16 protein-coding genes are annotated in these 14,837 nt (G+C 67.0%); 9 read left to right on the forward strand and 7 right to left on the reverse strand.

Features of this window, described 5'->3' with window-relative positions; genetic code table 11:
• Window positions 1-46: 46 nt before the first annotated feature.
• The 4 genes from RQX22_RS09305 to RQX22_RS09320 are packed head-to-tail and all read left to right on the forward strand — an operon-like array spanning window position 47 to window position 4,488.
• On the forward strand, window positions 47-2,287 hold the full coding sequence (locus RQX22_RS09305; RefSeq protein ID WP_315725811.1) for a TonB-dependent receptor: 2,241 nt from the start codon (window positions 47-49) through the stop codon (window positions 2,285-2,287).
• Between the two features lie 21 nt (window positions 2,288-2,308).
• Window positions 2,309-2,695 carry a RidA family protein gene (locus RQX22_RS09310; protein ID WP_315725812.1) on the forward strand — a complete coding sequence of 129 codons (387 nt, stop codon included), beginning with the start codon at window positions 2,309-2,311 and terminating at the stop codon, window positions 2,693-2,695.
• 49 nt (window positions 2,696-2,744) lie between these two features.
• The gene (locus RQX22_RS09315; protein ID WP_315725814.1) at window positions 2,745-3,200 is read left to right on the forward strand and encodes an SRPBCC family protein; all 456 of its coding nucleotides are present in this window, start codon (window positions 2,745-2,747) and stop codon (window positions 3,198-3,200) included.
• A 7-nt stretch (window positions 3,201-3,207) separates the two neighbouring features.
• Window positions 3,208-4,488, forward strand: coding sequence for an NAD(P)/FAD-dependent oxidoreductase (locus tag RQX22_RS09320; protein WP_315725816.1), 1,281 nt, complete (start codon window positions 3,208-3,210; stop codon window positions 4,486-4,488).
• 27 nt (window positions 4,489-4,515) lie between these two features.
• On the opposite strand, the gene RQX22_RS09325 is transcribed toward RQX22_RS09320, so the two are convergent.
• The 3 genes from RQX22_RS09325 to RQX22_RS09335 are packed head-to-tail and all read right to left on the reverse strand — an operon-like array spanning window position 4,516 to window position 7,582.
• A complete protein-coding gene (locus RQX22_RS09325; protein WP_315725818.1) occupies window positions 4,516-5,874 on the reverse strand; it encodes a DUF2254 domain-containing protein in 1,359 nt (452 codons plus the stop codon).
• On the reverse strand, window positions 5,871-6,617 hold the full coding sequence (locus tag RQX22_RS09330; RefSeq protein ID WP_315725820.1) for a hypothetical protein: 747 nt from the start codon (window positions 6,615-6,617) through the stop codon (window positions 5,871-5,873). The genes RQX22_RS09325 and RQX22_RS09330 overlap by 4 nt, the downstream gene beginning before the upstream one ends.
• Window positions 6,614-7,582, reverse strand: a complete 969-nt coding sequence (locus RQX22_RS09335) for a mechanosensitive ion channel family protein (protein WP_315725822.1) — start codon at window positions 7,580-7,582, stop codon at window positions 6,614-6,616. Before RQX22_RS09335 ends, RQX22_RS09330 begins: the two co-directional genes overlap by 4 nt.
• 187 nt (window positions 7,583-7,769) lie before the next feature.
• On the opposite strand from RQX22_RS09335, the gene RQX22_RS09340 reads away from it, so the two are divergent.
• Window positions 7,770-8,702: a LysR substrate-binding domain-containing protein gene (locus RQX22_RS09340; protein WP_315725824.1), complete on the forward strand. Its 933-nt coding sequence runs from the start codon at window positions 7,770-7,772 to the stop codon at window positions 8,700-8,702.
• 27 nt (window positions 8,703-8,729) lie between these two features.
• Here RQX22_RS09340 and RQX22_RS09345 read toward each other — a convergent pair whose 3' ends face one another.
• Window positions 8,730-10,076, reverse strand: a complete 1,347-nt coding sequence (locus RQX22_RS09345) for an omega-aminotransferase AptA (protein ID WP_315725825.1) — start codon at window positions 10,074-10,076, stop codon at window positions 8,730-8,732.
• Between the two features lie 133 nt (window positions 10,077-10,209).
• The gene (locus RQX22_RS09350) at window positions 10,210-10,422 is read right to left on the reverse strand and encodes a hypothetical protein (RefSeq protein ID WP_315725827.1); all 213 of its coding nucleotides are present in this window, start codon (window positions 10,420-10,422) and stop codon (window positions 10,210-10,212) included.
• 233 nt (window positions 10,423-10,655) lie between these two features.
• Here RQX22_RS09350 and RQX22_RS09355 point away from each other — a divergent pair, with 233 nt between their 5' ends.
• Together RQX22_RS09355 and RQX22_RS09360 are read left to right on the forward strand one after the other, a co-directional pair.
• Window positions 10,656-10,823, forward strand: a complete 168-nt coding sequence (locus RQX22_RS09355) for a hypothetical protein (protein WP_315725829.1) — start codon at window positions 10,656-10,658, stop codon at window positions 10,821-10,823.
• A 95-nt stretch (window positions 10,824-10,918) separates the two neighbouring features.
• Complete coding sequence (locus RQX22_RS09360; RefSeq protein ID WP_315725830.1) at window positions 10,919-11,101, forward strand: hypothetical protein; 183 nt, start codon at window positions 10,919-10,921, stop codon at window positions 11,099-11,101.
• Window positions 11,102-11,127: 26 nt separating this feature from the next.
• Here RQX22_RS09360 and RQX22_RS09365 read toward each other — a convergent pair whose 3' ends face one another.
• Window positions 11,128-12,003, reverse strand: coding sequence for a hypothetical protein (locus RQX22_RS09365; RefSeq protein WP_315725832.1), 876 nt, complete (start codon window positions 12,001-12,003; stop codon window positions 11,128-11,130).
• On the reverse strand, window positions 12,000-13,202 hold the full coding sequence (locus RQX22_RS09370; RefSeq protein WP_315725834.1) for a TIGR04063 family PEP-CTERM/XrtA system glycosyltransferase: 1,203 nt from the start codon (window positions 13,200-13,202) through the stop codon (window positions 12,000-12,002). The genes RQX22_RS09365 and RQX22_RS09370 overlap by 4 nt, the downstream gene beginning before the upstream one ends.
• Window positions 13,203-13,255: 53 nt before the next feature.
• Here RQX22_RS09370 and RQX22_RS09375 point away from each other — a divergent pair, with 53 nt between their 5' ends.
• Window positions 13,256-13,453, forward strand: coding sequence for a hypothetical protein (locus tag RQX22_RS09375; RefSeq protein WP_315726307.1), 198 nt, complete (start codon window positions 13,256-13,258; stop codon window positions 13,451-13,453).
• Window positions 13,446-14,810, forward strand: a complete 1,365-nt coding sequence (locus tag RQX22_RS09380; RefSeq protein WP_315725835.1) for a putative O-glycosylation ligase, exosortase A system-associated — start codon at window positions 13,446-13,448, stop codon at window positions 14,808-14,810. The genes RQX22_RS09375 and RQX22_RS09380 overlap by 8 nt, the downstream gene beginning before the upstream one ends.
• Window positions 14,811-14,837: the final 27 nt, after the last annotated feature.

Genomic DNA, 14,837 nt, shown 5'->3' on the forward strand with positions numbered 1-14,837 from the left:
CCGCGTCGAGAATCAAAATCAATCGGGGGACGAGAAAATGGACAGGATGAAAAGAGCGGCCGGCCATGCGAGCCTGATCGCGATCGCCATGGTTGCAACGGCCGGCGCGGCGGGAACCGCCTTTGCGCAGGACAGCAGCGACACGGCAACGCCATCGGCGCAGGCGGCGGAAGCCGAAGCCGCCGCCGATGAAGAGCAAGCCGATCAGGGCATTGCCGACATCGTCGTCACCGCCCGCAAGCGCGAGGAGAATCTGCAGGAGATACCGGATTCGATCACCGCTTTCTCCGCCGATGCGATCGCCGACCGGAGGCTGGAGCGGATCGACGATTTCCTGGCGCAGACGCCCAACGTGCGCATCAATAACGACCAGGATACGGCGACCAACAATATCGCCATCCGCGGGCTGGGATCGAACCGCAACCAGGCCGCCGCCGTCGCCTTTTCGGTGGACGGCGTGGTGCTGCCGGATTCCGACGCCTTCACGATGGACCTGAGCGACGTCGAGCGGCTGGAGGTGCTGAAAGGCCCGCAAGGCGCGCTGTACGGCAAGGGCGCGATCGCCGGCGCGATCAACATCACCACCAAGCGGCCGACCAACGAACTGGAGGGCGAGATCAAGGCCGGTTATTCCAGCGGCGACAATGTGCGCGTGTTCGGCGCGATCAGCGGGCCGCTGATCGAGGACAAGTTGCTGGCGCGGGTGACGGCGTCGCACCGCGACGGCGACGGCACGATCATCAACGCGCTGGACGGCCGCGGGCTGGACCGCAACCGCCAGACGCGGCTGACCGGCCGGCTGATCTTCGAGCCGACGCCGGACCTGAGCTTCGACCTGCGCGGCGCCTATACGCGCGAGCGGGGCGGATCGACCTGGTTCAGCCTGTTCAACGTGCTGGGCACGACGGGTGGCGAGATCACATCGGATATCGCCGATACGCCGCCCAGCCAGGACGGCCCTTCGCTGACGCGGCGGAAAATCACCGATTTCTCGCTGGCGATCAATTATGACAGCCCGATCGGCACCTTCACCTCGATTTCCGCCTATGACCGGATCGACGTATTCTTCAACCAGGACCTGGACGTATCGCCCTTTCCGCTGGTGCCGCAGGCCTATCAGACGCGGCTGACGCGAAGCTTCAGCCAGGAATTGCGGCTGACGTCGCCGGGCAGCCAGAGGCTGCGCTATATCGTCGGCGGCTATTACCAGAATTCCAAGCGCGACATCGACACCGCCGCGGACCTCGACCTGTGCCTGTTCCTGGGCAATTGCTTCAGCGGCCCCGGCGGCAGCTTCGCATCGAGCGGGGTGATTTCGGCCGCGCTGGCCGACAACCGGATCACCTTCGATCAATATGCGGTGTTCGGGCAGCTCAATTACGACATAATGGATACGCTCGAGTTGACCGCGGCGCTGCGTTACGACAGCATCAAGGGACGATTGAACGACTATCAGTCCGCGATCACGGAGGAGGAAACCTTCTCGAAGCTGCAGCCCAAATTGTCGCTGGCCTACAAGCCGTCGGATGCGCTGACGCTCTACGCAACCTATTCGCAGGGCTTCAAGAGCGGCAATTTCAACCCGGCCTCCGCCGGGCCGGCCTTTCCGCGGGTGGTGGGGGCCGAAACCTCCCGCAATTACGAGCTGGGCGCCAAGACGAGCTGGTTCGACCGCAAGCTGATCCTGAACGTCGCCGCTTTCTATACCGAGCATCTCAATCCGCAGATCTTCCAGCTGGACGCGGCGACCTTCACGCAGGGATCGCTCAACGCCCGCAAGGCGGAGATCAAGGGCATCGAGCTGGAGCTCAACGCCCGCCCCGCCCGCGGCTTCGATATCAATGCCGGCTTCGGCTATATCGACACCAGGATCGCCGATTTCGACGGCGTCACCGATACCTATGTCGGGCAGCAATTGCCGAACGCGCCGGAATTCACCTTCAACCTGGGCGCGCAATACCGGCACCCGATCAGCAACGGCGTGGATGGCCGGATCCGCATCGATTATGCCGCGGTCGGGCGGCAGAGCTTCCAGGATTTCCAGAACCCGGCGGCGCCGGACCTGTTCCTGTTCCAGAAGGCCTATAATGTCGTCGACGCGCAATTGGGGCTGGAGGGCCGCAACTGGAGCGCGACCTTCTTCGTCCGCAACCTGTTCGGGCGCGATTATGCCACGTCGGCATTCTCCCGATACATTTTCGCGGCCGGATTCCTGCAGCTCAATGCCGATGCCGTGCAGATCGATCCGGGCCGGATCTTCGGCGGCGAGCTGAGCTTCCGCTTCTAGAGAGGACAAGGGGATCGAGACATGGGCCGCAAAAGCTTCCACCTGAACCCCGCCGGGGAAAAGGCGTTCGGTTATGCGCAGGCCGTCCGGCGCGGCGATTATCTGCACATATCGGGCACGCTGAGCGTCGACGAGGATTTCACGCCGCTCCATGCCGGCGACATGGAGGCGCAGCTCCAAAGGGTCTACGACACGCTTCGGCGCACGCTCTGCGCGTTCGACATGGATTTCCCGAACGTGGTTTCGGAGCGGATCTACGTGACCGACATGGACGCTTTCCTGGCCGCCAACGCCGCCCGGCTGGCTCGGTATAAGGGATGCGACCTGCCCGCGGCGACGGCGGTGGAGGTGCGGCGGCTCGCCTTCCCCGAATGCATGGTCGAAGTGGAAATCGTCGCGGCGCGCTGAGGCCCGACGCGCCTTCATCCGCCGACAGATTTCTTTCCAGGAGGAAGAGATGCACTTTTCCCTTCCCGATCTTTTTCCGCGCGGCTTGCATGTCGAACGGGCGGCGCGGCTGGCCAGCCCGGCGGACCTCGTCTGGGCGACGGTCGGCAATCTCGCCGACGGCACGATCGGCGAAGGGCTGATCGAGCGGGTCGAGGTGACGGGCGAAGGCGCCGGCGCGATCCGGCGCTTCCATCTGCCCGGCGGCCTTTCGCTGACCGAACGGATCGAACATCATGACCCGGCGGAGCGCTGCTACGTCTATCGCATGATCGATCATGGGCCGTTGCCCTTCACCCGCTATCTCGGCTGCGCGCAGGTGCTGGCGGCCGGGCCGGATGCGGCGGTGATCAGCTGGCTGGCCATGGCCCAGCCGATCGACGGCGAGGCGGAGGCGGCGCAGGCGACGATCGAGGCCAATCTGGACCATGTCATGGCCGCGCTGAAGCGCCGGTTCGGCGGATGACGAGGCGATGAGCGGCGCGCCGGCCCGGGACGCGCCGGTCTGGGATGCGGGACCGGCGGGGGCGGAATATCCGGCGCTGCGCGGCAGCCATGCCGCCGACGCGGTGATCATCGGCGGCGGCTATAGCGGCCTGATCGCGGCGATCGAGGCCAGAGCGGCGGGACTGGACGTGACCCTGCTGGAGGCTGAACAGCCCGGCGCCGGCGCGTCGAGCGCCAATGCCGGGCATTTCGCGCCGCTGATGCTCGGCAATTCGTCGATGGCGAAGGTGCGCAACAGCCTGGGGAAAGCGCGCGCCGCACGCTGGCTGGAGATGCTGGCGGGATCCGGCGCGTGGCTGATCGACACGATCGAGGCGCATGATATCGCCTGCGACCTCGATCGCCATTATCTGTGCGTGGCGCGATCGGCGCGCGGCGTGGCGCGGATGCGGGCGAAGTTCGAGGCATGGCGCCCTTATGGCGGGCGGTTCGAGATGGTGGCGCCGACGGCGCTGGCCGCGCACGTCCGTTCGGGCCGCTATGCCGGCGGCGCGCTGCTGGCGGACAGCGGCACGCTCAATCCGCTGCGGCTGGCGCGCGGGCTGGCGGAAGCCGCCGTCGCCAAGGGCGCCGCGGTTCATGGCGGCAGCCGGGTGCTGACGGCGGCGCGCGGCGACGGCGGCTGGACCGTCTCCACCGCCGAGGGCAGTGTGCGGGCGCGGCGGCTGCTGCTGGCGACCGGCGCGACCGGCGACGGCCTGTTCCCGGAGGCCGAACAGGCGCTGCCGCAGATGGTGGCGGCGGTTGTGGCGACCGAGGCGCTCGCCGATCGCGGCGCGGCGATGCTGCCGGCGGGCGGGGCGGTGGTCGACCTGGACGACAAGGCCGTGTTCAGCCCGACCATCACCGCCGACGGCCGGCTGGCCGCCAGCTTTTTGTGCGCCGATGCGACGCCCGCCTTGCCCGGCGCGGCCGGGCCGTTGCAGCGCCGCTTCGCCCGCGCCTTTCCGGGCCGCGACCGCCCCGCCTTCACGCAGCTTTCGTCCGGCCGGATGACGATCACGCCGGACGGGGTGCCGCGCATCCTGGCGCTGGGCGAGGATGGCTGGGCGCTGTCCGGCTGCAACGGTTTCGGCCTGACCCACGGCATCAGCGCCGCGCGCGAGGCGGCCCGGCTGCTGGCGGGCGCCGAACCAAGCGAGCTCGCCTTGCCGGTCCTGCCCGCGCGGAGGATGCGCGGCAAGGCGATGCTGGAAAGGGTGATGCGGCGGGTGCTGGTGCCGATGCTGAACCGGCTCGGCGCCTGAAGCCCAAGGAGCGGGTCCGGAAGCCGATCAGGCGGATCCGCCCAGCCATTCCGCCTGGGCGGAATCGATCCGGCCGGCGCCCCGGGCGAGGATCGACTGGAGCTCCCGCGCGCGCTCTTCGACGGCCCGCGCGTCGGCGCCGTCAAGCTGCGCGGCCGCCACTTCAGTGAAACGCGCGGCCTCCGCGCTCAGAAGGTCGATCTGGTCCTGCAGGGGGCAACCGGCGGCGACCTCGCCAACGACCCGCAGGAAATGGAGGCTGGCGATCGGATCGCGCGCGACATAGTGGCGCAGACGCCCGAGGCTATCCGCGACGAACAAGCGGAAATCGTCCGGCCGGGCGATCAGCCTCGGCGTGCCGTCTTCATCCTCGCGGACGGATTCGGGCAGCTTGCGCGCGGCGAATTCCAGGGCGCCGGCGCCCAGCCAGTCGAGACAGGTGACCGCCGTCATCGGATCGTTGACGCCCGGCGACAATGCCCGCGCGGCAATCTCCACCAGCTCGCTGACCAGGAACATCAGGTCGTCTTCCGGGGTCCTTTTCCGGCCCACCGTGAAGCAGGCCTGCAGCGCCTGGGTACAGCCTTCGTCCCAATCGCCGTCGCCGCCGACGACCGCCAGGCTGCGGCCGGCCATGATGAAATCGCCGGGCCGGTAGCGGAGCCGGATCAGCACGTCGGCCTCGCGGGCGACGCCCAGCAGCCGATCATGATCGATGTTCTGGATGTAACCGGTGGCCTCGCCCGGCACCCGGATGAGATCGCCTTCCAGAGCGAGCCGGCGATCCGGCCGCGGCGCTTCGGCGGGCGTGCCGAGCTGTGTCGGAAAACGCCTGCGCGTATCGTCCACCAACTGCTCGCCGATGCGCGCCACGACGTGGTTGATATGGATGCTCTGCGGCACATGGTGGATGAAATAGATGAGCACGCCGATCGAGCAGGCTGCGAGCAGCATGGCGACGACGACCGCATATTGCGGTACGAAGCCATCGTCGCCGCTGCGGATCGTGCGCAGCACCATCAGACTGTAGAGGAAGGTGGCGATGAAGGTTCCCAGCGTCACCTTGTTGCCGCGATCGCCCATGAAATTGGTGAGGACGCGAGGCCCATATTGGCTCGACGAATAAGCCAGAGCGACGATGGTGATCGAAAAGACGACGCCGGCGACGGTGATCATCGAGCCGGCGATCGTCGACAGCATTTCGCGTGCGCCGTCGGCCCGGATCTGCTGATACCAGCTGATCCCCTTGATCCAGCCGCTGCCCAGCCGCACATCGATCCAGATCATCCCCGCACCGAGCAGGATGGCGAGCAAGGCCATGACGCTGGGCACGAACCAATAGCTCGAGCGGATCGCCAGCAGGCGCGCGCGGATGCCGCCGTTCATGCCGTCAGCAACAGCAGCGCCGCATAGATGCCGGCGCCTCCCGTGAAAGCGGAAAAGCGGCTCTCGCGTTCCTCCGGCAGCTCTTCCTTCAGGACATTGAGGACGACGCCTCCGGCAAGGAGCGCGAACAGGGCGCTGAGCAACAGCGGCGATACGCGGGTCGCGATGCCGATCCCGACACCCACCACAGGCGCCGCAGCCAGCAGCCAGCGCCCGTAACGGTGATAGATCTGGCCATGCTGTGCGCGCAGGCCCTGATCGTTGACGACGAAATGCAGGCCCATGGCGATCGCATAGATGAGCAGCCCGCGCATGTCGGCCTCTTCGCGATGAACGAGCAGATAGCCGATCAGCACATTGTAGAGCGCGAAGGCGCCGAGATGGACCCAGAACACACCGAGCGGGCTGCCCTGCTGCCCGCCGCGCCCGCGCGCGCGCCCCACCGACCGGGCGAGGCGCTCCAAGCCATAGAACATGATCAGGCCGATCAGGGCGATGAGATAGGCATGGCTTTCCAGCGAGGCGATCATCCCGCTGTCGCGCGCCCGCGCCCCCAAGGTTTCCTGATGCGCGGCAAGTTCGGGCAGCAAATGCACGAAGACATAAGCGACGGATACACCGCCCGCCGCCGACAGCCAGATGCTGCGTGGCGTCCTGGAAAGGAAGGCGAGGCGCCCGCCGAAGACGTGGACCAGCACGAACAGCAGGATGGTGAAGAGGAGGATGAGATCGTCCATCATCATGCGCCGCCGTCGCCCCGAGCGATCCTCAGGGCCGGGACCCCCGTGAGCTCGTAGGTGGCGGAGGCGATGCCGATGCCGGCTTCGTCCAGGCGAGCCATGATCTCGCGGCTCATCGCATCCTTGATGTCGCGCACGCCGTGATCGGGGACGAGGAAGCGAACGGACAGTTCCAGCCAATTGTCGGTAATCCGCCAATACACCTTGGGCTCGATCTGGCTGACGGAGATGTTGTAGCGCCGTTCGAGCTCGGCGCGTTCGTCGTCGTCCAGTGCCGCCGCGGTGACGGCGTGCCGCTTCGCCACATGCTTCAGTATCCGTTCCGCGGCGTCGCGATCGTCGCGATAGGCGATCGGCAGGCGCATCTCCTCCCAGATATAAGGGAAATGATAGGTGTAATTGTAGACCGGTTCATCGAAGATCTTGTCGTTGCTGACCGTCACGATACGGCCGGTATATTGGCGGCTCCGCACCCATTGCGCCGGGTCGGCGGCCTCGACGGCCGGGGGCTGACCCATTTCCAGGATCTTGGTCTGCATGAAGGTGAGCGCCATCACGTCGCCACGCACGCCGCCCATGACGATCCGGTCGCCGACATTGAAGGTCTTGCCCCTGAGGATGATGAAATATCCCGCCGTTGCGGTGATCACCCGCTGCAGGGCGAAGGCGAGGCCGGCCGTCACCAATCCGAGCGCGGTCGTGAGCCTCGTCGGATCGTCGAACCAGATCGAAACGATGCCGAGGATGAAGATCAACGCGGCGGCCAGGCTGATCGCCTGACGCGCCCAGAAACGCAAACGATCCCCGCCCTGGCCGCCACGCCGCATGGCCGTCAGCCGGCGCCCGATCCAGGTGAAGAGCAGGACGAACAGCAGGACCGCAAGACTGAGCAGCAGCTTGCTCCCGTTTTCGGGAGTGGCGCCGACCAGTCGGATTCCAAGGATGTGCAGCGCCTCGGGATTGTTCAATTGGGACCTCTTGCAGCATCAAAGCCCGGTGCGGACGCCGGTTCCAAGCGGGTGCCGGGCAGACCCATCGCCATGCTACCGCCGCGCCGGCGTGAGAGACCATGCAAGGCGTTGCCCTCCATGCACCGACACAGCATAGTTCCGCAATGTCCAAGCGCCGCCCCGCCGGAACGAAGGAGAAGGAAGCATGAGCGGCCTTCCGCCCTTCGCCGCGCTGCGCGCCTTCGACGCGGTCGGGCGCGAGGGCGGCATCCGCAAGGCGGCGGCGGCGCTGGGGCTCGATCATGCGGTGGTCAGCCGCCATGTCCGGTCGCTGGAGGAATGGATGGGGATCGCCCTCTTCCATCGCCGCGAAGGCCGTCTGCAGCTGACGGAAGCAGGGACGCGGTTCCACGGCCGGATCGCGCAGGCCATCGCGGAGATCGCGGGTGCGACGGCCGAGGCGACGGGCGACGGGACCGCCGGCGGCAGGGGACGCAGCCTGAAGACATGGTGCGTGCCGGGCTTCGCCGCGCAATGGCTGACCGATCAGATCACCGATTTCGAAGCCGCCTTCCCCGATCATCGCGTCGAGCTGCGCCCGACCGACCAGGCCGCCAATTTGCTGGCGCGCGAGGCCGACGTGGACATACGTTTCTATGGCGACGATTATGCGCCAGCCCCTGGCGGCAAGGGCCTTCGCTCCGTCGCGCTGGCGCGGCCCGCCATATTCCCGGTCGCCAGTCCGGACATGGCCGAGCGGCTGGCGGGCGCGGCGGCGACCGACCTGATCGATGCGCCGCTGCTTCATGAGGAGCATGACGAGCAGTGGCGCGCCTGGCTCCGCCTGAACGGCGTCCCCGTTCCCAACCGGCTGCCCGGACCCTTGCTGTGGCACGCGCATCTGGCCATCGCCGCCGCCCGCCGCGGCCGCGGCGTCGCGCTGGCCAGCGACTATCTGGTCGGCAGGGACCTCAAGCAGGGCATGCTGGTGAAAGTCGCGATCGCCGGCACGCACCCGGTCGAGCTCGGCACCTATGCCTTCGTCGCACGCGAGGACCGCTGGGCATCGCCCGCCATCGCCGCGCTGCGGCGCTTCCTGCAGGCACGGACGGCGGGTCAGGCCGCTCCGTCGGACTGAAAATCGCCCCGGGGTCGAAAGGGGGAATCAGTCGACGACCTTGAGCATGACGCCGATGCGGTCGACGATTTCGTCGATCTGGGCTTCCGAGACGATCAGGGGCGGGGACAAAGCGATGATGTCGCCGGTCACCCGGATCAGCAGGCCATCGTCGAAGCAGCGGTGGAAGATCTCGAAGGCGCGCTTGCCGGGCGCGTCGGGCCTCGGCGCAAGCTCGATGCCGGCGATCAGGCCGAGGTTGCGGATGTCGACGACGTGGCGCGCGCCCTGCAGGCGATGGACGGCCTGCTGCCAATAAGAAGACAGGCCGGCGGCGCGCGCGAAAAGCTCGTCCTGCCGATAGACGGACAGGGTGGCGAGGCCAGCGGCGGCGGCGAGCGGATGGCCGGAATACGTGTAGCCGTGGAAGAATTCGATGCCCGGCGGGGCGGCATCGACGATGCGGTCGTAAACAAAGCGTCTGGCGGCGACCGCGCCCATCGGTACGGCGGCATTGGTCAGGCCCTTGGCCATAGTCAGGATGTCGGGCGCGATGCCAAAATATTCGGCGGCGGTCGGCGCGCCGAGCCGGCCGAAGGCGGTAATGACTTCATCGAATATCAGCAGGATGCCATGGCGCGCGGTGATCTCGCGCAGCCGTTCCAGATATCCGCGGGGCGGAACCAGCACGCCGGTCGAGCAGGCGACGGGCTCGACGATGACGGCGGCGATCGTCTCGGGACCGTGCAGGGCAACCAGCCGCTCCAGTTCGCCGGCCATATCCTCATTGCTGTCGGGCTGGCCACGGGTGAAGGCGGCTTCGGGACGAAGGGTCGCCGCCAGATGATCGACGCCCCAGACCTGAGCGCCGAAGCTGCGCCGGTTGCCGCCGATCCCGCCGACGGAGGTGCCGCCCATATTGGTGCCGTGATAGCCGCGCTCGCGCCCGATCAGCCGGGTGCGGCCGGATTCGCCATTGGCACGGTGATAGGCGAGCGCCATCTTGAGCGCCGTGTCCGCCGATTCCGATCCCGAATTGGTGAAGAAGATGCGATCGAGACCGGCCGGCATGAGCGCGGCCAAGGCCTCGGCCAGCTCGAAAGCCTGGGGGTGGCCAAGCTGGAACGTCGGCCCGAAGTCCAGGGTCGCGGCCTGCCGGCCGATCGCCTCGACGATTTCGCGCCGGCCATGGCCGGCATTGACGCACCAGAGCCCGGCCGTGCCGTCGAGTACCTGGCGGCCTTCCGGCGTGCGGTAATACATGCCCTCGGCAGAGGCTAGCAGGCGCGGCTCCGCCTTGAAGCCGCGATTATCGGTGAACGGCATCCAGAAGTTCGAAAGCCCGGTGGACAGGCCCTCCCTGCCGGTTCCGGCACCATCGTTGTCAGGCTTCATCGATCCGGCATCCTCACGATCATCGCGCGCCACCGGGCGCGCCTGCGATGCGGGTCATTTTCGGCGCAACGCGCGCGCCGGGCAAGGTGCCAAGCTTTACGCACCCGGTGCCTGGCGGGCACCGCCTCCCGCCTCAGTGCAACGTTCCCGAGGTGCTTTCGTCCCTCAGCATCGCGATCAACCGTTCGACCTGTCGCCATTTGCAGAAATGAACGACATTGCCGAGCGCACGGCTCTTGTCCGCCCGCAGCGCCGCTTCGGTCCCGGCATAATCGCCGAAACGCGCGATCAGATCTTTGGCATCGGCAAGCGCCGCGCGATCGGGAAGCGTGACGTAATTGAGCAAGAGACCCCCTTCGAATGTCGTGGCCGCGCACAGGCCCGTTCGCGGCGCATGTCGGCCACGGAAGGTCTGGGCATGTGCGATCCTGTTTCCGAACCGCCGGATCTCATCCGGCCTGCACCCGGTCTAGCCAGGCCAGCTTTCCAAATTGCCGCATCACCATTGTCAACGCAGCGTTCACCATCATCCTGGGCCCCCGTCTGGAACCGGCGGGAAGAAGCTGCCATGGACGGATCATGGACGGACGCAGGAACAGCCGGGCGGGCGGAGCGATTCTCGCCCTCGCCATCATCTTCGGCGCGATTGCCGGAACCCTTGCCGGGCAGCCCAGCATCGGGGTGATTGCGGGCGCGGCGATCGGCGCAGCTGCGCTCCTGCTGCTGTGGCTCAAGGATCGGCGCTGACGCTGCACGGAAAAGAAGAAGCACGCTTCGTGACTCAGGTTAATGCGCGCGCCGTAGCCGTCGGCTAGATGTGCGCTTTCAGGAGGAGCGGCCTCATGCGCAACGACGATCGCGACTATCACGTCCAGCGTGCGCGCGCGGAGCTGGACAGCGCCTATCGGGCGCCCAACAACGAAGCGGCGGCGTCGCATCTCCGCCTGTCCGCCCTGCACATGGAACGGGCGCGCTCGCTGGGTTCTGTCGCCAGACCCCATCGCCTGCAAGCCGTTTCCGGGTAAGGCCCGCTACCGGGACCAGCCGATCGTCAGCGGCCCTTGGCCATGCGCTCGAGATCGTTGATGGCGCTGCGCAGGCGGTGCCCGGCGGGCGCCTCAGCCGGCGGGGCGGGCTCGGCGACCGGCGCCTGCTCACGGCGGACAAGACCGCCTTCCAGCCTTTGCATCAGGCCGGTGACACTTTCCTCGGCGGGATCGGGAAGCGCCACCTTCAATGCGTCGATGACGGCTGCGCCGCGCGCCGGCGCCGGAGCGGAAACCCGTTCGAAATCGTGTTCGGGGGCGGCGGCCGCGGCTTCGACAATGGCTTCTTGCGGCAGCGGATCGGACAGGATCAGCGGCTCGGCGATTTGCTCAGCCACGGCTGGATCCGCCGGGTCGGCCGGCCAGGTTTCGAAGGGTTCGCCGAAATCATGTCCGGCCAGCAAGGGCGGACGGGGCGGGGCATCGGGATGGGCATCGCCACGGCGAAGGCGCGGCGCCTCGGTCGGAAAGGTCACATAGTGCCGCTGCGGGCGCCGGGCGGGTATGCGGTCCAGGAGACGGAGCAGAGACCAGATTCCGAGGAAGCAGAGCGCGGCGGCCGCGACGAGGACGGCAAAACGCGCCGTCATCCCCAGCGGCGGTTCGGCGGCCGGAACGAGGCCGGGCAGGCCGGACGCGACGACCAGCCGGGAAAAGAGACTGGCCGGCATGGCATAGATGAGGAAGGCGAGCGAGGCGGCGGCGAAGGATGCGACGGCAGCGTCGAGCGACAGGAGAAGTTTCCTGCCCCCTGCCGGCGAAAACCAGCCGGGGCCGTTGCCAAGCGCACCGAACCGGTCGCGAAGCCGCTTGCCCTCGCCCGCAAGGCTTTCCCAACCGTCGGGCGATTCCGCCTGATCAGAACCCACATCTGCCATCATACAGCCTTGCCTGTCAGCTTTTGGTAAGCGGGAATGTAACGCGAAATATTTGACGACCAGTTACGATCGCGTTCGACGAAGCGGCGGGCGGTTTCCCGGCGCTGCTCCCATTGGCCGCGATCGGCGAACAGCCGGTCCAAAGCCTCCGCCAGCGCCGCCGGATCACCGGCCGGAAACAGGGTCCCGGTGACGCCGTCCTCGATGAGCTCGCGATGGCCGCCGACATCGGAAGCGGCGACCAGCTTGCGCTGCGCCATCGCCTCCAGCGGCTTCAGCGGCGTCACCAATTCGGTCAGGCGCATTGCCTTGCGCGGATAGGCCAGGATATCGACCAGGCTGTAGTAAAGCTCGACCTGCTCGTGCGGCACGCGGCCGATGAAATGGATCTGGCCGGCGGCCTGCGATGCCGCAGCCTGCGCCTTCAGGGCGGCCTCCATCGGCCCGCCGCCGACGAGCAGGAGATGGGCGTTGGGCCGCCGCGCGTGCAGCAAGGGCATGGCGGCGATCAGATCGTCCAGCCCTTCATAATCGTAGAAGGAACCGATGAACCCGACGACGTCCGCGCCCGCCAGGCCCAGCCGCGCGGCGAGCACCCGATCCGGGGGGAGCGGCGATCCGAACAGCGACATGTCCACGCCGTTCGGGGCAAGGATGATCTTGGCGGCGGGAATGTTGCGCGCGATCAGGTCGCGGCGCAGCCCTTCGCAGATCACCGCCACCGCATCCGCCTGGCGCGCGGCATAGGTTTCGAGCGCGCGGGTCAGCCGGTAGCGGGGGGAGCCTTCGCTCCCGGTGCCGTTGCCGACGGCGGCGTCTTCCCAGAAGGCGCGTATTTCATAGAGGAGGGGCAGGCCCTTGCGCTTGGCCACAGGCAGCGCCGCCAAAGCGTTCAGCACCGGCGAATGGACGTGGAGCTGATCGGGCCGCCATTCCTCCACCAGCCGCTCCAGCCGGTCCGACAGGGCCCTGATCTCCCGCCATTCCCGCAGCGGAGAGGGGCCCACCGCGGGAGCAAGCGTGCGATAGAAAGCGATATTCTCGATCACCTCCGGATCCGGCCCGTCGCGCCGGTGACGGGCGCCGGTCAGGCAGGCGATCTCCAGGCCCTTGGCTTTCTGCGCGGTGACGATCGCCCGGGTCCGGAACGTATAGCCGCTGTGCAGGGGCAGACTGTGATCGAGCACGTGAAGGATCCGCATGGGAGGCGCTTTGCCACGACAAACTTAACGCAGCGTCAACCGACGGCGGCTAAATGCGCGAGGATGAAGCGGCGGGACAGGCTGGCATGATCGACAATTTCGCGCTGGCGCTGAGCCATGGGCTGATGATGCTCGCCGCGTGGCGCCTGCTCGCCCGCCCCGACCTCGACAAGGACGCGCCGCCCCCGCCGCGCGAACCGACCAAGCAGGGCTTCGGCCGCCCCGGCACGGAGTCTCGCCCCGGTGCGTGATCTCGTCTTCATCGCCTATATAATGGCGCTGCTCGGCTTCGGCCTGAAGCGGCCGTTCATCTTCGTCCTGACCTATGCCTATATCGACATCGTCTCGCCGCAGCATCTTTCCTATTATTTGCTGAACTCGATTCCGCTGTCGATGATCGTGGCCTCGCTCGCGATCGCCGGCTGGATGATCGCCGACGACAAGAAGGGTCTTTCCGTCACGCCGCGGCAAGGACTGATGCTGATGCTCCTGGCCTATGCGGGCTATACCACCCTCCACGCCGATTTTCCGGTCGAGGCGCTGGAAAAATGGGCATGGGTGTGGAAGGCGATGATCTGGGCGATCTTCCTGCCCTTCACCTTGCGGACCCGGCTTCGCATCGAAGCCTATCTGTTGTTCATGACGTTGTCCGCGGCGGCGATCATCATCGTCGGCGGCATCAAGACCGCGGCCTCGGGCGGCGGCTATGGCGCGCTCAATTTGATGGTGAGCAGCAATAGCGGCCTCTACGAAGGCAGCACCATCTCGACGGTCGCCATCGCGCTGGTGCCGGTCATCCTCTGGCTGGCCCGGTTCTCGACCATCTATCCCCGCGACTGGCGGGTGAGGATCTTCGCCTATAACCTTGTCTTCGCCTGCCTTCTGATCCCGATCGGCACCGAGGCGCGCACCGGCCTGGTCTGCATCGCCGTTCTCGTCGTGCTGATGCTGCGCGACGTGAAGCGCCGCCTGCTCTATCTGGGACTGATCGGCCTGGCCGGCCTGGCCGCCATTCCCATGCTGCCGTCGAGTTTCTCGACGCGGATGGAGACGATTTCGACCTACCAGGCCGATGGTTCGGCGGCCTCGCGCCTGGCGGTCTGGGGCTGGACCTGGGATTATGTGAAGGATCATCCACTGGGCGGCGGCTTCGAGGCCTATCGCCAGAACAGCCTGCTGGTGAAGACGGTCTCGGCCAACGCCGACGGTCCCGTCCAAATCGTCGATTCGCAAGTGTCGGTCGACAAGGGCCGGGCCTATCATTCGAGCTATTTCGAAATGCTGGGCGAGCAGGGCTTCCCCGGTCTCATCCTTTTCCTGCTCATCCACGGCATCGGCCTCATCCGGATGGAGGTGCTGCGCCGCCGCCACATCAAGGCGGATGGCGACAAGGCCTGGATCGCGCCGCTGGCGACGGCGCTGCAAAGCGCGCAGATCATCTACCTGGTCGGCTCACTGTTCGTCGGCATCGCCTTCCAGCCTTTCGTCTACATGCTGCTGGCGGTGCAGATCGCATTCGACACCCATGTGACGCGCAAGGACAAAGCGGAAGCGCGGAAGCCGTTTCGCGCGGCGAAAGCGGAGCCGCTCGCGGTCAAGGCGGGATAGTCAGGACCGGGCGAACCCCGGGTCGCC

The organism is Sphingosinicella rhizophila (genome assembly GCF_032378825.1).
GTDB lineage: Bacteria > Pseudomonadota > Alphaproteobacteria > Sphingomonadales > Sphingomonadaceae > Allosphingosinicella > Allosphingosinicella rhizophila.

Coding starts and splice junctions, on each gene's coding strand:
- RQX22_RS09375 (WP_315726307.1), top strand. CDS start 13,256: ATGCGCGAGGATGAAGCGGCGGGACAGGCTGGCATGATCGACAATTTC.
- RQX22_RS09360 (WP_315725830.1), top strand. CDS start 10,919: ATGCGCAACGACGATCGCGACTATCACGTCCAGCGTGCGCGCGCGGAG.
- RQX22_RS09330 (WP_315725820.1), bottom strand. CDS start 6,617: ATGATGATGGACGATCTCATCCTCCTCTTCACCATCCTGCTGTTCGTG.
- RQX22_RS09370 (WP_315725834.1), bottom strand. CDS start 13,202: ATGCGGATCCTTCACGTGCTCGATCACAGTCTGCCCCTGCACAGCGGC.
- RQX22_RS09325 (WP_315725818.1), bottom strand. CDS start 5,874: ATGAACGGCGGCATCCGCGCGCGCCTGCTGGCGATCCGCTCGAGCTAT.
- RQX22_RS09340 (WP_315725824.1), top strand. CDS start 7,770: ATGAGCGGCCTTCCGCCCTTCGCCGCGCTGCGCGCCTTCGACGCGGTC.
- RQX22_RS09320 (WP_315725816.1), top strand. CDS start 3,208: ATGAGCGGCGCGCCGGCCCGGGACGCGCCGGTCTGGGATGCGGGACCG.
- RQX22_RS09310 (WP_315725812.1), top strand. CDS start 2,309: ATGGGCCGCAAAAGCTTCCACCTGAACCCCGCCGGGGAAAAGGCGTTC.
- RQX22_RS09355 (WP_315725829.1), top strand. CDS start 10,656: ATGGACGGACGCAGGAACAGCCGGGCGGGCGGAGCGATTCTCGCCCTC.
- RQX22_RS09305 (WP_315725811.1), top strand. CDS start 47: ATGAAAAGAGCGGCCGGCCATGCGAGCCTGATCGCGATCGCCATGGTT.
- RQX22_RS09315 (WP_315725814.1), top strand. CDS start 2,745: ATGCACTTTTCCCTTCCCGATCTTTTTCCGCGCGGCTTGCATGTCGAA.
- RQX22_RS09345 (WP_315725825.1), bottom strand. CDS start 10,076: ATGAAGCCTGACAACGATGGTGCCGGAACCGGCAGGGAGGGCCTGTCC.
- RQX22_RS09365 (WP_315725832.1), bottom strand. CDS start 12,003: ATGATGGCAGATGTGGGTTCTGATCAGGCGGAATCGCCCGACGGTTGG.